Origin of the sequence: Halochromatium roseum, from assembly GCF_016653315.1 — a bacterium.
In the GTDB taxonomy this organism is placed as follows: Bacteria; Pseudomonadota; Gammaproteobacteria; order Chromatiales; family Chromatiaceae; genus Lamprobacter; species Lamprobacter roseus.
Genome location: NZ_NHSH01000061.1, coordinates 335,350 through 351,972 on the forward strand (window position 1 = coordinate 335,350; position 16,623 = coordinate 351,972).

At 64.1% G+C, this 16,623-nt stretch carries 14 protein-coding genes; 8 read left to right on the forward strand and 6 right to left on the reverse strand.

Annotated elements, in window-relative coordinates; genetic code table 11:
* Positions 1–2: 2 nt before the first annotated feature.
* The 3 genes from CCR96_RS15070 to CCR96_RS15080 all read left to right on the forward strand — a co-directional run bounded on the left by CCR96_RS15070 (position 3) and on the right by CCR96_RS15080 (position 5,586).
* Positions 3–950, forward strand: coding sequence for a YihY/virulence factor BrkB family protein (locus tag CCR96_RS15070; RefSeq protein ID WP_201220924.1), 948 nt, complete (start codon positions 3–5; stop codon positions 948–950).
* Between the two features lie 41 nt (positions 951–991).
* Positions 992–4,210, forward strand: a complete 3,219-nt coding sequence (locus CCR96_RS15075) for an ATP-binding protein (RefSeq protein ID WP_201220925.1) — start codon at positions 992–994, stop codon at positions 4,208–4,210.
* Between the two features lie 110 nt (positions 4,211–4,320).
* Positions 4,321–5,586 carry a cation:proton antiporter gene (locus tag CCR96_RS15080; protein ID WP_201220926.1) on the forward strand — a complete coding sequence of 422 codons (1,266 nt, stop codon included), beginning with the start codon at positions 4,321–4,323 and terminating at the stop codon, positions 5,584–5,586.
* Between the two features lie 370 nt (positions 5,587–5,956).
* Here the strand turns inward: CCR96_RS15080 and CCR96_RS15085 are convergent, their stop codons facing one another.
* Entirely contained in the window at positions 5,957–6,511 is a 555-nt protein-coding gene (locus tag CCR96_RS15085; protein ID WP_201220927.1) for a hypothetical protein, read from the reverse strand.
* 123 nt (positions 6,512–6,634) lie between these two features.
* Here CCR96_RS15085 and CCR96_RS15090 point away from each other — a divergent pair, with 123 nt between their 5' ends.
* From CCR96_RS15090 to CCR96_RS15100, 3 genes are all read left to right on the forward strand, one after another.
* A complete protein-coding gene (locus CCR96_RS15090; protein WP_201220928.1) occupies positions 6,635–9,049 on the forward strand; it encodes an alpha/beta fold hydrolase in 2,415 nt (804 codons plus the stop codon).
* A gap of 98 nt (positions 9,050–9,147) precedes the next feature.
* On the forward strand, positions 9,148–10,620 hold the full coding sequence (locus CCR96_RS15095) for an alpha/beta hydrolase (RefSeq protein WP_201220929.1): 1,473 nt from the start codon (positions 9,148–9,150) through the stop codon (positions 10,618–10,620).
* 178 nt (positions 10,621–10,798) lie between these two features.
* The gene (locus tag CCR96_RS15100; protein WP_201220930.1) at positions 10,799–11,035 is read left to right on the forward strand and encodes a DUF433 domain-containing protein; all 237 of its coding nucleotides are present in this window, start codon (positions 10,799–10,801) and stop codon (positions 11,033–11,035) included.
* Positions 11,036–11,208: 173 nt separating this feature from the next.
* On the opposite strand, the gene CCR96_RS15105 is transcribed toward CCR96_RS15100, so the two are convergent.
* From CCR96_RS15105 to CCR96_RS15115, 3 genes are all read right to left on the reverse strand, one after another.
* Positions 11,209–11,454 (reverse strand): hypothetical protein, encoded by a 246-nt coding sequence (locus CCR96_RS15105; protein ID WP_201220931.1) that lies wholly within the window; start codon positions 11,452–11,454, stop codon positions 11,209–11,211.
* A gap of 21 nt (positions 11,455–11,475) precedes the next feature.
* Positions 11,476–12,162, reverse strand: a complete 687-nt coding sequence (locus CCR96_RS15110) for a hypothetical protein (protein ID WP_201220932.1) — start codon at positions 12,160–12,162, stop codon at positions 11,476–11,478.
* A gap of 233 nt (positions 12,163–12,395) precedes the next feature.
* A complete protein-coding gene (locus CCR96_RS15115; RefSeq protein ID WP_201220933.1) occupies positions 12,396–13,298 on the reverse strand; it encodes an alpha/beta fold hydrolase in 903 nt (300 codons plus the stop codon).
* 389 nt (positions 13,299–13,687) lie between these two features.
* On the opposite strand from CCR96_RS15115, the gene CCR96_RS15120 reads away from it, so the two are divergent.
* Together CCR96_RS15120 and CCR96_RS15125 are read left to right on the forward strand one after the other, a co-directional pair.
* A complete protein-coding gene (locus CCR96_RS15120; RefSeq protein ID WP_201220934.1) occupies positions 13,688–14,746 on the forward strand; it encodes a patatin-like phospholipase family protein in 1,059 nt (352 codons plus the stop codon).
* Positions 14,747–15,153: 407 nt separating this feature from the next.
* Complete coding sequence (locus CCR96_RS15125; RefSeq protein WP_201220935.1) at positions 15,154–15,309, forward strand: hypothetical protein; 156 nt, start codon at positions 15,154–15,156, stop codon at positions 15,307–15,309.
* A gap of 46 nt (positions 15,310–15,355) precedes the next feature.
* Here CCR96_RS15125 and CCR96_RS15130 read toward each other — a convergent pair whose 3' ends face one another.
* Together CCR96_RS15130 and CCR96_RS15135 are read right to left on the reverse strand one after the other, a co-directional pair.
* Positions 15,356–15,847: a Uma2 family endonuclease gene (locus tag CCR96_RS15130; protein WP_201220936.1), complete on the reverse strand. Its 492-nt coding sequence runs from the start codon at positions 15,845–15,847 to the stop codon at positions 15,356–15,358.
* 244 nt (positions 15,848–16,091) lie between these two features.
* On the reverse strand, positions 16,092–16,619 hold the full coding sequence (locus CCR96_RS15135; protein WP_201220937.1) for a hypothetical protein: 528 nt from the start codon (positions 16,617–16,619) through the stop codon (positions 16,092–16,094).
* Between the last annotated feature and the right edge of the window lie 4 nt (positions 16,620–16,623).

Sequence of the window (16,623 nt, forward strand, 5' to 3'; positions counted from 1 at the left end):
TCATGACTAAAACACGGATGCTAGCGCCTATTCGACGCCCGCTTCGACAATTGCTCACCATCACCGTCAGCGGCGTCAATCTCTGGCTCGAGCACAACGCCTTCATTCTGGCCGGTGCGCTGGCCTTCTTCACCATCTTCTCGCTGGCGCCGACCTTGATCGTCGCGGTGACGGTGATCGGCGTCGTGCTCGGCCAAGGCGCGGCGCAGGGCGAGATCGTCGCCCAGTTGCAGGATGCGATGGGCGCCGAGGCCGCCGGCGCCATCGAGCAGGCGATCCTGATGTCGCGGCCGGAGGAGACCGGGCCGCTGCCAACGCTAGTCGGCATCGGCGCGATCCTGATCGGCGCGACCGTGGTGTTCGGTCAACTGCGCTATTCGATGAACCTGCTCTGGGAGGTGCGTCCAAGGCCGAGTCGTGATCGCCTAGCGCCCTTCTGGCAGCTGGTGCGCACCCGACTGCTGGCGCTATTGGTCGTCTTGTTGGTCGCCCTGGTGCTGTTGCTCTACTTCGTGGTCGCGATTGCGATTCAGACCTTGGTCGGCGCCGTTGATCTGCCTGGACCACTGCAGGCGCTGCTCTTGGACTGGTTCCCAGGTGCCGCCCGCAGTCTCGCCGCGGTCCTGATCACGGCGCTGTTCATCGCCGCCTTATTCAAGATGCTCCCGGATGTGCTCTTGACCTGGCGAGATGTCCTCCCCGGCGCCCTGGTCACGGCATTGCTGCTCACTCTCGGCCGTTATGGCATCGCCCTCTATCTCGCCGAGACCGCGATTACCTCGACCTATGGCGCCGCCGCCTCGCTGTTGGTGATCCTGTTCTGGGTCTACTTCTCCGCCCTGCTGCTGTTGCTCGGCGTGGCGCTAACCCGCGCCGAGCTGAGCGCCCGCAATCGGCCCATCGTGCCACGTGCATCGGCGGTGAGGGTGATTCAACAGCAGGTCGTCTGAGCAGGTCGTCTGAGCAGGCCGTTTGAGCAGGTTGTCTTAAGGTGCCCCAAGCTGAAGCCCCCGCATCGGTGATCTGCACGCCTCCCGATCGACGAGCGCTGTTCAAGTTTCCGCTGCCCTGGCTTACGCTGCCCTGGCTTACGCTGTCCTGGCGTCTGCTGCTGTGCTCGGTGGCGATCATGACCGCGAGCACGGCGGCAACCGCGACCTCGACGGCAACCCTGAGCGCGGATTCCGTCATGGTCCTCTCCGTCTCAAGCGCTGTCGCGACGCTTGAGACTCTCGATCTCACCGACACGACAGCCCCCAGGTCGCTCTCAGAGCAACTGCTGATCCACAAGGAAACGCCGGCTCAAGCGCCAGAGCAGCAACAGGACCAGCAACAGGACCAGCAACAGGACCAGCAACAGGACCAGCAACAGGATCAGCAGCAGGACCGGCAGCAGGATCAGCAACGGGCCCAGCACTCAGATCAGCGGCAGGCTCATCCGCCTGATCAGTCGCTCGTCGACAACGACCTGCAGCGAGTGCTGTCGTTGCCGCTTGAGGCCTGGACGTCCGGCGCAAGCCCAGAGGCGCGCAGCTCGGACTTCATTCCGGTCACCATGTGGATGCTCGCCGCGGTACGGAACAGCTCCGAGGCACCCATCGAGCGCTGGCTCGTGGTGGAGCCTTGGCGACTGCGCGACGTGCGGCTGTTCGTCATCGATGCCGAGACCGGAGCGATCCTGGCTCAGGCCGCGGGCGGCCAGCGCATTCCGCTCGAAGCACGCGTCATCCCGGCGCAGGAGGCGAGCTTCCCGCTCCGGCTCGCTCCCGGGCAGCACCTCCTGCTGGTGCTGCGTGTCCAGGACAAGACCTTCAGCCCGGTCTCCCTGACCTTGCACGATCCCGGGATGCGCGCACGGCAAGTCGCGCGTCTGCGCGATACCCAGGTCGCGCTGCTCGGCTTCGTCCTGGCGATCGTGCTGGTGCTGCTGGTCCAGGCTAACTGGCGCTATACGCTGGTGGCCTTTTGGCTGACGGCGGCGACCCTGTTCGAGCTCATCTACCTGGTGCCCCTGCTGCCCAGCCTGATACCGGCGATCAGGCCCTATATCGTGCCCATCCTGACCGCGAGCGGAGCCCTGGCGATGGCCGCGTTCGCGTTGATGACGCTGTCCTTTCTGCGGCTCTATCGCCAGCGCCTCTGGCTGGTCATCTATGGGACTTGCATCGCCATCTTCATCGGTGTTGCGCTGATCATCCCCTGGACCGATCAGCACCATCTGGTCCGTCGCACCAGCGCCCTGACCTCGCTGGTGGTGCTCGTCCTCTGGCCAGTTGCAGCCTGGTCCGCGCGCGCCATTCGGCATCGACCCTACGGCCGTGGTCTGTTGCTCCTGTTCTGTCTTTACTGGATCGTCGCGCTGATCCGCGTGCTGCTCGCCAACGGACTGCCGAGTCTGGATCTCACCAATGATCCGCTCATCTTGCTCTACCTGTTCGGGCTGGTGTCGTTTGCGCTCGGGGTGTTCGGCATCGACAGCCGCGGTCGACGTGACCTGGCGGCTCACCTTGAGCGGCAGTTGCATGCGCGCGAGGAGTCCGAGCGCCAGCGCAGCCTTGAGACACAGCAACAGGAAAACGCCAGGCTCGCCGCGGCGGTCGAGCAGCAAACCCGGGCCTTGCGCGAAGCCAATGCACGCGCCATCGCCGACAGCGAGGCCAAGTCCAATTTCCTCTCGACGGCCAGTCATGAGCTGCGCGCCCCGCTGCACGACCTGCTCGGCTATGCCGAGCTGCTCTCGCGCTCGATCACGCCTGAGCAGCAGGCACAGCTCGCGGTGATCCAGAAGAGCGGCCAGCAACTGCTGCATCTGATCGACGACATCCTGGAATTCAGCCGTGGTGATGCCAAGCCGATCCTGCTGGAACCGGCACCGCTATCCCTGTCGGCCTTGGCCAGGCATCTCAAGCAGCTCTACCGGCCGCTGGCCGAGCGCGGTGGCAATCAACTCGAGATCCAGGTCGCGGTCGGCGACGGCGATTGGGTGATCGCCGATGAGCGCCGCTTGACGCAGATCCTGAGAAACCTGCTCGGCAATGCCTGCAAGTTCACCCAGCAGGGCCGCATTGAGCTGCGCATCAGTCAGTTCGAGCCAGCAGGTCATGCCACCACCGAGCCTGACGTCAGCGCCAACGATGATGATCCTCCAGCCCATGCGGAAGCTGACGCTTTCGCCAATGCGACCGCTGATCTAGCAGCCAAACCAGTGGACGAGCAGCCCGAGAGCGGCCTGGTTCGGCTCCGGTTTGAGGTTAGTGACACCGGCATCGGTATCCCCAGCGAGCAGCAGGCGGCGATCTTCGAGCCCTTCAAACGCCTCGACCGCTACGATCGCGCGCCCGGCCTCGGTCTCGGGCTCGCGATCAGCCAGCAATTGGCGCTGGCCATGGGCGGGCGCATCCAGGTGCATAGCCAACCGGATCAGCAACCGGGGAGTCTGTTCAGCATCGAGCTAAAAATCCCCAAGGCACGCATTCTGGACGCCAGCCCTGCGCGCATCAAAACGGGCGTCATTCGCGGCTATCGGGGACCACGACGCACCCTGCTGATCGCCGATGACATGCCGAGTAGCCGTCAGTTCCTGGCTGAAAGCGTTCGCGCCTGGGGCTTTGATGTCCGACTGGCGGTGAATGGGGCGGACGCGCTCGAGCAGCTGCAAGCCGCTGATCCAATCCCCGATGCGGCCCTGATCGACCAGTTCATGCCGCAGCTCGATGGCTGGGGCTTTCTGCGTCAGGTGCGCGAATCCGCCATGCATGCAAGGCTGCCGGTGATTCTGATCTCGGCGGCACCGCTGGAACGACCCGAGGGTCTATCGAGTGAGATCGCCTTTGATGCCGTCGCGCTCAAGCCGCTCTCGGCGCGGGCCCTGGCCGAGCTCCTCGAGCAGCAGCTCGAGCTCGATTGGGACTATGACCGCGACGAGGAGCGCAGCACCGAAGACCCCGAGCGCATGCCCGCCGCGGAGCAGGACGACGAATCAACCGCTCGCGCCCTGGCCGCGGCACTCGACGACGCCCAGCTCGCCGAGCTGCGCACGCTGATCTCGCTCGGCGCGGTCATCGCGATCGCCGACTGGGCCCGCGAGCGGTGTCAGTCCGATCCTGAATCCGCCCCGCTCTGGCGGGCGATCGAGCGCTACGCGGTCCAGATCGATCTCGCCGGCCTGCGCAGCCTCGCGCGACAACATCCGCCTTCCGAGATCCGCTGAAATCAGCAATCTCAGCGCAAAACTACGCTGATCGCGTCAAAAGACCGCTCGCGGCCTTGGAGGCAACGCGAGCGTGATACCGTAAACCAATCATCAAGAGGACCCTGACCATGCGCCTGTTCGACATCCTCGCCCTGCTGATCGGCCTCTCCGCCGTCTTCAGTTGGTTGAACGATCGCTACTTGAAATTGCCAAGCGCGATCGGACTGATGCTGTTCGCAATCCTGTTTTCACTGGCCCTGCAGTTGCCGCTGCCGTTCCTGCCCGACCTGCAGCAACAGGTCGCGCTGATGCTCGACAGCATCGATCTGACCGAGGCCTTCCTGCACGGCATGCTCGGCTTCCTGCTCTTCGCCGGCGCCCTGCACGTCGACCTCAAGGAGCTTGCGCGGCAGAAATGGGTCATCGCCACGCTCGCCACGGCGGGCACCGTCGGCGCCGCCTTGCTAATCAGCGGCGGCAGCTATCTGCTGTTCCAGGCGATCGGGTTACCGGTCCCGTTCATCTACTGCCTGCTCTTCGGCGCCCTGATCTCGCCCACCGACCCGGTCGCCGTGCTCGGCATCCTCAAGCGCGCGAAGGCACCGAAGGCCTTGGAGATGAAGATCACCGGCGAGTCGTTGTTCAACGACGGCGTCGCGGTGGTGTTGTTCATAGTCCTGCTCACGCTGGCCGTCGGCGACACCAGCCCAAGCATCCTCGACACCCTGATCCTGTTGCTCCAGGAGATCGTCGGCGGCCTGCTGTTTGGGTGGCTGATGGGATGGCTCGCGCTGCAGATGATCCGGCGCACCGAGAATTACCAGGTCGAGATCATGCTGACCCTGGCGTTGGCGATGAGCGGCTATGCGATCGCCGCCCACGCGCATGTCTCCGCCCCCATCGCCATCGTCATCGCCGGCCTGCTGATCGGCAGCCATCGCCGGACCGCTGCCCTGCACGAGGCCACCCTGCACCGGCTGGACGACTTCTGGGAACTGGTCGACGAGGTGCTGAACGCGGTGCTGTTCGTGCTGATCGGCCTCGAGGTCTTGGTGATTCAGGTCAGCGGCGAGCTGATCCTGGCGGGCCTGATCGCGATCCCACTAACGCTCGCCGGCCGTTGGATCAGCATCGCCGTCCCGGTTCGCCTGATGCGTCGCTCGCGCACCTTCGAGCCGGGCGTGGTCCCGATCCTGACCTGGGGCGGACTGCGCGGCGGCATCTCGGTGGCCCTGGTGCTGTCGCTACCCGAGGGCGAGACCGGCGACATCCTGCTGACCGTCACCTACTTCGTGGTCGTGTTCTCGGTGCTGGTGCAAGGACTCACCATTGGGCCGCTGGTGCGGGCCGTCGCCGCTCGCGGCCAACGCGCGTCCGATAGCGCTGACGGCTGAGACCCCAGCCTGACGACCGTCCTAGAGCCTGGCGCGGACAGCACCGCGCCAGCCAGCGATCCCGACACTTCTTCAACGCCTGGCTGATCAACGCCCGTGGCAGCGGCTTGCTCGATCAGGGCTACCGCTACTGGATGCTCGGTGCGATCGGCAGTGTGCGCCCGCCGTGCTGGTCGATCGCGCGCGATTCATCTGCCCGGGTGGCTCTGGCGCAGTGCGATGCTCGTGAGGGCACGAGTCGAGCGATCAGCAAATGAGTCCGTGCTGGTTTCTTCACAGGCGCCTAATCGGGCACGTGCCGCAACGCTCAGGGCTCGGCGATCCAGATCAGGAATTCACGAAACACCTCATCGACGAGTCTTTGATAGGACTAAAGCCGCGCCTCGCGCGTCTGCACTGGGAGCTCGCTCTCCATGCTCTTCAATAGGCGAATCTGTAGCTGCAGCATGCGCGCATTCTCTTGTTCGATCCGTCGCAGTGCGACCACGAATGGCTCGAGTGCATCGGCCGTCTCCGGGATGATCGGCGTCAGCCGGATACGGGCCAATTGCGCATGACCCAACGCCATTCCACGGAAAGCGGCATCGCGATTCAGCAATGGCCCGAGTGGCGCGAGCATGATATGGCTCCAGGCCGTCACCAATGGCGCGACGATCTGCTGAGCGCGCAAGAACAGCGCAGGGTCCGTCGACCAGCGCGCAGTCCGCGACAACAGGGAGATCGCCTCAAGCTCGCGGGTGTACTGCGACAATACCTGTTGCTGCGCGACATTCAGACCGGCCATCCACTGCACCCCAGAATGGTAGGCGACATTGCCGCCCTTGGCCGCATTGATGAAGACAGTGATCTTGGTCTGTATCGCCGCGGTGAAGCCGGCTTTGGCGACTCGATCGCGGGTTTGATCATACAGTGCTGAATCGATCATCGCATTCACCCATTAAGGTCGCTGAATTGAACGGCGCGCATCCAATCGCCGACGCAAGGCAGCCATTCTGCTGCCGCGACTGCTGCAGCCGTCACGCCTACGGCCATCACCGAGCGCTCCGCCGTGGCGGATCTCGACGCGCTGAAGCAGACCTACGAGGTGCCGAACTTCCGCATCGGCGGCCATTACGACCTCAACAACCCCGAGCTCTGGGTAGACGGCGGCAGCGGCGGCACCACGCTCGAGTCGCTCGGTGCCGCACCGGCGCGTACCGCCTATATCGCCGTCGGCACGCCCAAGCGCAACGCCGCGGGCGAGATCATCAATGCCATCGTCATCAACAGCTTCTTCTCCGGCGACGCGACCTCGATGTACTCGAACTGGTTCGCCGGCGGCGCCGGCAACGCCTTCTCGGGCGGCGCCCTGGTCGGTCCTGGGCTGCTGTTCGACACCGATCGCTTCTATGTGATCTTCGTCGATGCCCTCGGGCTTTGGGGCGCATCCAAGCCGTCCGACGGGCTCGGGCGCCAATTCCCGCTGTACAACTACTACGACATGGTGCATCTGAACTACCGCCTGCTGCGCGATCACCTCAAGGTCGGCCAGGTGCTGCTCTCCACCGGGGTCTCGATGGGCGGCACCCAAGCCTACTATTGGGGCCTGATGTACCCGGACTTCGTCAGGGCGGTGATGCCGATCGGCGGCGCCTCGGCCACCGATGGCGAGGGTGGCGCGGTCGCGGCCTGGACCTTCCAGCTGGCCAAGGCGGCGCTGGAGTCCGATCCGGTGTGGATCGATACCAACGCCGATTACTACGAGCTGCCGAAGGCGCTGCATCCCAACCAAGGGGTCGCGTTCCATTGGTCGAACCTGGCGCTGACTGGCTTCGACTTGGCGCACAGCCAATCCCTGGGCTGGGATCAGGTATCAAAAGAGGTCTTCACCTGGAGCCCGGACCCGCGTCTGGGCGCCAATGCCGGCAGTCGTTTGCAGCAGCTCGCCGCCCAGTTCGACGCGGTCGATCTCTGGTATCGGGATACGGTCGGCGAGCGCCACAATCTCGACGCCCTGTTGCCACGGATGCAGCCGCGCACCCTGGTGGTGCACGTGGAGAACGACCAATGGCTGCTCGCCGGCGAAGCACGGGCGGCCGCTGAGCAGATCCCGGGCGGGCTCTACACCGACTTCGCCAGCCCGATCGCGCACTATGCGGTGTTCAAGGCGCCGAATGTGCTCACGCAAGACCAGACCTTCAACGCCTTCCTGCGCTCGGCCGGGATCATTACCGATCAGGATGTCGTCTGCGAGGCCATCAACTACCGCCGGCCGCGCGTCAATCGGAGCCCGGACCCAGCGCAGTCGTTCTGGCTCGACGAGATGCTGATGCCCTTCCCGGTCAAGTTCACGCGGGTCAAGGATCAGCGCGGCGTCGACTGGGAGATCGGCTACATGGATGAATACTGCGGCGACGACAAGAACCCGCCAACACTGGTCATCGTCCACGGCAAGGGCGCCTTCGGCGGCCATTACGGTCATCTGATGCGCTATGCGGTCGAGCGCGGCTTCCGCGTCATCGTGCCAGACATGCCGCTGGCCGGCGTCTCCGGTCCGGGCAATCTCGACCAGCTCCAGGCGCGCACGCTCGATGATGTGCGCGATGCCTTCCATGCCCTGATCGTCGGCGAGCTCGGGGTCGAGGACGCCTGGTATTACGGCCACTCGCTCGGCGGTCAAACCGTGCTCGGCTACGCGCTGCGCTATCCCGAGGCGGTGCAAGGATTGATCCTGGAGGGGCCGGCCGGTCTCGAAGAATACCCAACGCATTTCCAGCTCGGCGAGCAGTCTCTGCCGATCTGCGACATCAACATCGCCTACGATCTCGATCAATGGCATGCCGCCTATGATCCACTCGGGCTGGTCCAGATCGAGCTCGATCGCACGCCCGAGGACATCCGCGACTTCTTCTATTTCCAGACGCGCGATGCGGCCGGCAATGCGGTACCGAGTCCGCTCGGCTACTTCGTCAACGACACCGAATACGCCCGCCTGCATACCGATCAGCGCATCGCGATGATCAGTGGCAACCAACGCGAATTCGAGCAATGGGCCTTCCTGTTCATCTATGATCTCTTCACCATCTGCGCAGAGAACGCCATCGAGGATGAGCAGTCGCTGTACAAGCGCCTGCCACAGATCAAGGTACCGATCTTCCTCGCCTTCGGCGCCCGCGAGCCGTTCATCCCGAGCACCTCGCTGAACGGGCTCACCGACCTGGCCGGGGACATCATCATCCCCTTCCGCGAGCGCATGGCCGCGGCCGGCAACCCGCCAACCATCAAGCTCTATCCGGATGTCGGTCACTTCATCCATACCGATGTGCCCGATGAATTCGCTCGCGATCTGGTTTCGTTCATCCAGACGGGTCAGGTGGATACGGTGACGCCGGAGGTGATCGACGCGCTGATCAATGGCACCGCGCCGAGCGCGGCCCCCTCGAACGCGGGGGTCTCCGATCAACCCGCCGGCCTTTCCAAGTGAGGTGTGTGATGTACAGAAACCAAGCGACTACCCATCGAGGCATGCTGGCGCCACTGACGACAGCGGTGAGGGGCCAGGCGTTGAGCACAGGCTCAGCCATGACCGCGGCCAAAGCTGTGACCTCAGCCGCGGCGACCACTCCGGTCGCATCCTCGGTCGCAACCGCGATCGCACCCGTCGCTCGATCATTGCTCGCCGCGATTGTTCTCGGTCTCACGCTGCCCGGCATGGCAGCGACCGCTGATGCGAACCAGACGCCCAGCTCGGCTCAGACCGCCGCTAGCGAGCCACCCCATCAGCGGCTCAGACCCCCAGCCGATGCGCTCACGCCCAGCTCTGGCATCATGGCCCTCGACCACGTCAAGCACTACTACACAATCCCCAACTTCCGCCTCGGCGGAACCTATGATCTGGATGCCGACCCGGCGAGCTGGCACGATGGCGGCGCCGGCGGCACGACGCTCGAATCCTTGGGGTCAGAGCCATTGCGGGTTGCCTATATCGCTGTCGGCACGCCCAAGCGCAACGACGCCGGTGAGATCACCAATGCCATCGTGATCAATACCTTCTACTCCGGCGACGCGACCAACATGTACAACTTCTGGTACGAGGGCCAGGCCGGCAACGCCTTCTCCGGCGGCCCCATCGTCGGGCCGGGCCGGGTCATCGACACCGATCGCTACTATGTGGTCTTCCTCGATGCGATCGGCCTCTGGGGCGCCTCCAAGCCCTCGGATGGACTCGGGCGCCAGTTCCCGGCCTATAGCTACTTCGACATGGTGCAGGCCAACTACCGGTTGCTGCGCGAGCATCTCAAGATCGCCCAGGTCGAGGTGGTCACCGGTGTCTCGATGGGCGCCACCCAGGCCTGGGTCTGGGGGCTGATGCATTCGCCGAGCGGCTATGTCAAGGCGATCCTGCCGATCGGCGGCACCACGGCCTCCGACGGCGATGATCCGGTTGGGGCCTGGACCTTCCTGCTCGCGCAGGCCGCGCTGGAGAGCGATCCGGTGTGGCGCAAGACCAAGGGCGACTACTACCATCTGCCGATCGAGCAGCATCCGCGCCAGGGCCTGCAGTTCATGTGGTCACGGCTGCAACTGACCGGCTTCAGCTTCCCGCTGCGCTCGGCGGCGCCTTGGTCCGAGATCGAGCGCGAGGTCTTCCACTGGCAGCCCGAGGGTAACCAGACCGCCGCCTTCATCGCCCGCACCAAGCACGAAGACGCGGTGGACTTCTGGTACCGGAACGACGCCGGCTTCCGCTACAACATCAACGCCGAGCCGGGGCGGATACAGGCGCGCACGCTGGTGGTCCATGTCGAGACCGACAAATGGCTGCTGGTGGACAACGCGCGTCAGGCGGCCGCCGCCGTGGATGGCGCGGTCTTCGCCAGCTTCCCGGACCCAACCGCCCACTACGGCGTGTTTCGCGCGCCCAATGTGCTGGCGGAGACGATTGGCGCCTTTATCGACGATCGCTTCACCACCCATCTGCCGGGCATTGCCGGTACCGCCTACACTGGCCAGCAGGCGAGCGCGGAGGAGCGGCCGGCGGGACTGGCCAAGTAGTCGCCGGCATCATCGCCATCACGGCATCACAGGCCGCCAATGGGCGGCCTTGGGCACCGATGCAAGGCCGCAGTGTCCTCGCTATCCACGGCATGCGCGCAGATTCAAGCCAAGCGTGCCAGAATCGGAGTTTGGAGAAACCGCGGATGTTCTCGCCCAGCTCAAACAAGATGACAACATGACTTATCCAGAGCTTAATCGCATCACCATCGACCCGGCCAAGATGGGCGGAAAGCCCTGTATCCGCGGTATTCGGATCACGGTCGGGACCATTACCGGCTTGCTCGCCGCTGGCGAGAGTATCGAGGGCATTCTCTCCTACTACCCAGATCTGGAGCGGGAGGACATTTTTGCCGCGCTGGCCTATGCAGCCTGGCGGGCAGAGGAGTACGATCTGCCGCTCAAAGCTGGATGAAACCCGCCGAGCCCTTAGCTGAAGGGGCGTTGGTAGTCATCGACCCCAGACGCCATCGGATACGTCTGTTGCCGCTCAGACGATGATTGCAGTATCTGAATATCTACCTGATCGGGGACTTTGAATTGTATGGCAGTCATCGATTCGCTTTCCTCGATTGGGCGGTTTTGAGACTACAACGCGTAGGGGCGAATGCGCTTTGCCACGGCACGCACCCGTGCGCGCGCCTGGTCGACCTCGCCATGACGGTTCGCGACCGCCGCGTCGCGCCGGACGAGGTCGGCATCGTAGGCCGCCACCAATCGGTCGACTGCGCGGTTACGCGACTGACTGTCACTTTTCTGATGCCTGACCCAGGTCCAGATGTGGTTGCCATTGACACTTGACGGTGGTTTGCGGATCAGGGAGGGGAATAACACCCCAGGCGCTCGAGCGCGCCTTCAAACCCAGCGCTGCGGCTCGAAGTTGACACGATTCTTCAGCTCCATGACCTCCTCGCCAACGGCCGCGACCAGGAAGCCACTGCGTTCGGCGTAACGCAGCGCGCTGTCATCGACGCTGAGGGTCGCGAGCAGGCCGACCACGGGTAGCGAGGCGTACTCGGGGAAAAATTCACGGAAGCGTGTGATCTGCTCGATAAAGCCATCCACGTCGGCACTACGCAGCGTCGCCTTGGTGCTGTTCAGCAGGATCAATTCGTCGGTGACAGCCAAGGCGTCAATCTCCTCGCGGCGGCCGTCCGAAAGACGGCGCTTGAAGCGGACGACGAGGTCCCGCGGCTCTTGGCCGAAGCGTTCCTTGACGATGCGGGCGAGACTCGGATAGACCAGATCCTCGACCATGGTGCCAAGCTTATTGGCTAGATCGCCCCACTTGCGATTCATTTCGATGCGCTCGCGGCGGCTCGCCTCTTGGTCGGCGCGGACCTCGTCCTTGAAGGTGTGCATCTCGTCCTTGAACGCGTGCATCTCTTGTTTGAATTCACGCATCTCGTCCTGCAATCGCTGCAGGCCCTTTTGCGTCTGAATCTGGACGTTGTAGAGCTTGTTGAATTCGATGCCGACGCTGGTCGTGAAGTCGGCCAGCGCGGCCTCCAAGCGGTCAACGCGTTCTGCGACGACGGCCATCATATTCTCCTCGGTTCTGTGATCTCTGGTTGAGTCTATCCCGTCAACGGCATGGGGGTCGATCCGCAAGGACGATGCTCGCGTCCACGAGCACTGAAGGCGAGCAGCGCGATCCTCTTCCGCAACCGTCTTGAAGCGCTGCGCGCCGCGGCAGCCGACTGTCTGAGCCAACAGGCCAGGGACTGAGCGGATCGATCACGCTCGCCCAGTGATCAGGGTGAACAGCAGTCGCATCAAATCGCACCGAAATAGTCCGCGAAGATCCGCGCGAAGCGCTCGGGCTGCTCCAGGTTCATCGAGTGACCAACCTCGGCGAAGCGCTCCAGTCGGGCATTCGGCAGACGCTCGACCATGCGCTCAAGATGCTCCGAGGGAATCCACAGATCCTGCTCACCATAGAGGATCAGATGCTCGTGGCGCATCGCTGGCATGCGCTCGGCCAGCGCGCCCTCGGACCATTCCCGTCCCAGGTCGCGCGGCGTGCCGAACCAGATGCCATCGGAGAGGATACGCGTCTTGTCGACGAGGAGCGCGAACAGCTCGCGCTGGGCGTGCGTCGCCGAGGCGGCAAATTGCGGCTGCTGGCCTGCGGCCAGACTCGATGGCTCGAACAGGGTCGGCGCGGCGGTCGCCAAGCCGGCGTAAGCAAGATCCCGCTCCGCCTGCATCGCCCGCAGCACCTCGAGCTGGGCCGGATGCAGCTCGAGGCCAAATGGACTCACCGGATCGAGCATCAACACCTTGGCGAAGCGCTCCGGCGCCAGCGTCAGCAGATGCGAGATGATGATGCCGCCAGTGGAATGGCCATACAGATGACAACGCTCGATGCCGAGCGCATCGAGTAGTCGAAGATGATCGGCGGCATGGATGGCCATCCGGTAGTTGGCGAAGTCCGGAAAGGGCTCGGGCTTGTCGGAATCACCGCAGCCGCGCCACTCGCTGGCGATGACCCGCAACGGGCTCGGCAGCAGCGGCACGGCGAGATCCAGCCAATGGGCGCAGCCAAGGTTGCCATGGATGGCGAGCACCGGTAACGTCCGATTGCCCGATCCGTCACCCGCTCCAACATCGGCGCCGGCCCTGCCTCCGTGGTCAAGGACATTGATTGCGATCTCGCCGATCTGAATACGTGGCATTGCCTTGGGCTCCAGACGCTGGTCGTTGAGCGAGCCATGGTACTCGCTCGGAGCCCGAGCCAAACTGAGCCGTGACGATCGGAAACCGAGCCGCAAGCAAGAGACTGGGGAGAGACCGCATGATGGTCATGAACAGCCGCCACACTCGGGGCATTCTGCACACTTGATCCCGCTTGATCACACCGATCACACCGATCACACCGATCACCACGTATCATCAAGACCTGCTGACCAAGATGCGTGACCCATTCGAACTGTCCAACTGGATCGACAGGCATCGATCGGTCTGACCGATCTCTGCCCAGCCAAGATGGCCGGCTCGCATCCCAGCCGGATCAACACGCCCGCTAATGCAACATCCAACATCCAATGAGCACCGATGAGCACCAATGAGCACCGCTAAACCCGTCTCCAACGCGCATTCGCGGAGGGACCGCGAGCCACTCGCGGTCGACCTCGCCCTGCAAGGCGGCGGCGCCCACGGCGCCTTTGCCTGGGGTGTGCTCGACCGACTGCTGCGGGAGCCCTGGCTGCGCATCGAGGCCATCTCCGGCACCTCGGCCGGGGCAATGAACGCGGCGGTGATGAGCGACGGCTACGCGGCGGACGGTGCCGCGGGTGCCCAGGCCGCGCTCGAAGGCTTCTGGCGCCGCGTCTCCGAGGCCGCCCGGCTGAGCCCACTGCAGCGCAGCCCGGTCGACATCCTGATGGGCCAGTGGACGATGGACCATTCGCCGTTCTTCCTCGGCATGGACATGGCCTCGCGGCTATTCTCGCCCTACGACCTGAACCCACTCGACATCAACCCGCTGCGCGACATCCTCGCGGACTGCATCGACTTCAGCCGTCTGGCCGCATCGCCGATCAAGGTCTTCGCCACCGCGACCAACGTGCGCACCGGTCGCCCGCGCATCTTCCGCAATGCCGAGCTGACCCCGGATGCCCTGCTCGCCTCGGCCTGTCTGCCGATGATGTTCCGCGCCATCGAAATCGACGGCGAGGCCTACTGGGACGGCGGCTTCTCCGGTAACCCGACCATCTCGCCGCTGGTGCGCGAGTCCGATGCCCACGACACCATCCTGGTGCAGATCAACCCGGTGGAGCGCCCCGGCACGCCGAAGACCGCGCGCGACATCCTCAACCGCGAAAACGAGATCGCCTTCAACGCGCCGCTGCTTAAGGAACTGCGCATGATCGCGCTGTTGCGCCGGGTCGCTAATGCCGGCGACTGCGAGGGCGCGCGCTGGGCGGCGATGCGCCTGCATCGCATCTCAAGCCCGGCGATGCTCGAGCTGGGCTACTCCTCCAAGCTCAATGCGGAATGGGCCTTTCTGCTGACGCTGCGCGACGAGGGCCGCCGTCGCGCCCAGGCCTTCTTGAGCGAGCATGGCGACGACCTGGGACAGCGCGCCAGCATCGATCTCGACACCCTGCTCGAGGAGGTCTAAGCTCGCCTTCGACGTAGCGGCTCACTGATCGGTCGAGTCGATCATCCTTCCCTACCCTAACGCCGCGCGCGGCCGTCTCACCGGCCCTGCCCGGCAAGATCGACACCATCATCGGCATGCGCCGCAGATGAGATCCAGAACGTGCCGGGCTGGGAGGCCTTCGTGCGCCACCTGCTCGATAACGAGGCGTTGCAGCTGCTGGAGGCCTATCTGATCCAGACGCTGACCCTGGATACGGGATCTGCACTCTTAGGAGGCTGTCCGACTTGTAGGCTAAGGGCCGCTGATCGTACAGAAACTCGCCGATTTCGGAGCGCCTGCCTGAAATATAGCGGCCTGAGAGATTCTGCGAGCGATCTGGATTTCGCGTAGCAGCGTGTTCTGAGCGCAAGTCGGGCAGCCTGCTAGTGGCCGCGATCGGCGGCGGCATCGGCCTGCAGGCGATCATGGCCAACTTGGCCGCGCTTGACGACCGCATGCCCACCATCACCGCGCTGCACGAGGCGATCAACAATCGGCATCGATGGCATGGCGCTGCGAAGAGGAGGTCGCGCCCAAGCTGACCGACAGGCGTCGCTGTAGCCGCCGGTCCTCATTGTCGAGGCTCCCTCAGACGGTCAGCACACAGCCGCATTCAAGCCGGATCTCGTGCGGGGCAACCTGTCGGCTGACATGACCCTGTCGCACGTGCAGCACCAGCAGGGTGCGCGGGTCGAAGACGATGATGTCCTTGACGCCCTGCGAGAGATAAAAGGTTGGACCAATCTCCAGATCCTTCGCCTCGTAGCCAGGGCTCACCACCTCGATCACCGCCTCTGGGATCAGCGTCAGGGCGCGATCCTGCTCCTCCTCGCTGGGCTCGCGGCAGAATACGGAGATATCGGGGCGCTTAAGGCCGTTCGGGAACTGGATGTAGACGTCCATCGCATGGACACAGGCGCAGTCGACCGCATCCTCGGCGGGGCGAATGCTGCCGCTGATCCGCTCGACGTGCTTCTGGTGTCGATAGAGGGGTTGCGCTTCCCAAATCGCCAGCCCGTTGACGATCTCCAAGCGGATGCCGAGCTCGTTAGCCCGAAGCAGTTGAGGGTCGATGCTCATGAGGTCAGTGGCGGAAATCCGATCGTTCCTGCGCGCCCCGGCAGGGTCATTACGAGAGGCTAGCGAGGGCCAGAAGGCGGGTCAAGGCCTGCCGAGAAGGCCAAGCCGCGCCTCCGCATTAGGCATTGGCGACAGCGGCGATACCAACCTGACCCCTGCGTTGACACACTGGAGGCGCCGAGGCGCCGGCCCGCCAGGAAGCTTAACGCCTCGCTCCCAGTCCGAGACGAGGTTTTTGCAGAGCTCAATCAGGCTTGAACAGCAGGATCAGCTCGTCCTCGGCGCCAAGCTCGAGCGTCTGATCGCGGCCAGGATTGATCAGCACACCGCCATGTTTGTCGCGTCGACACCGCTGCCGACGAATGCCGATAGCGATGTTGTCGCGCGCATCCACGGCCTTCTGCAGCTCATCGAACACGCAACGCAGCTCGCGGCGCAATGCAACCCGAGCCAGCATATGACTGACGATGCGTGAGGTGACGACGATCTCCGTGTGCTCGTTCTCCAAGCGGTTCTCGAACAGTCGGCTGTTATCGGCGTCGGTCAGCTCCATCAGCACGTTGGGCCCCGCCGTATGGGCGGTCACCTCGCGCAGCAGCAGATAGGCGAGAATGGTGCGCGAATCGGATTCGGTGCTTTTTCGCAGCCGCTCACTGCGCAGCAGCAGCACGTTGTCGTAACTGCTTGGGTCGATGCCCGCCAGATAGGCCGGTACGGTGTCGTCGAATGCGTGATGGCTGATGTTGACGGCGCTGCCAGGACCAATCGCCAACGCT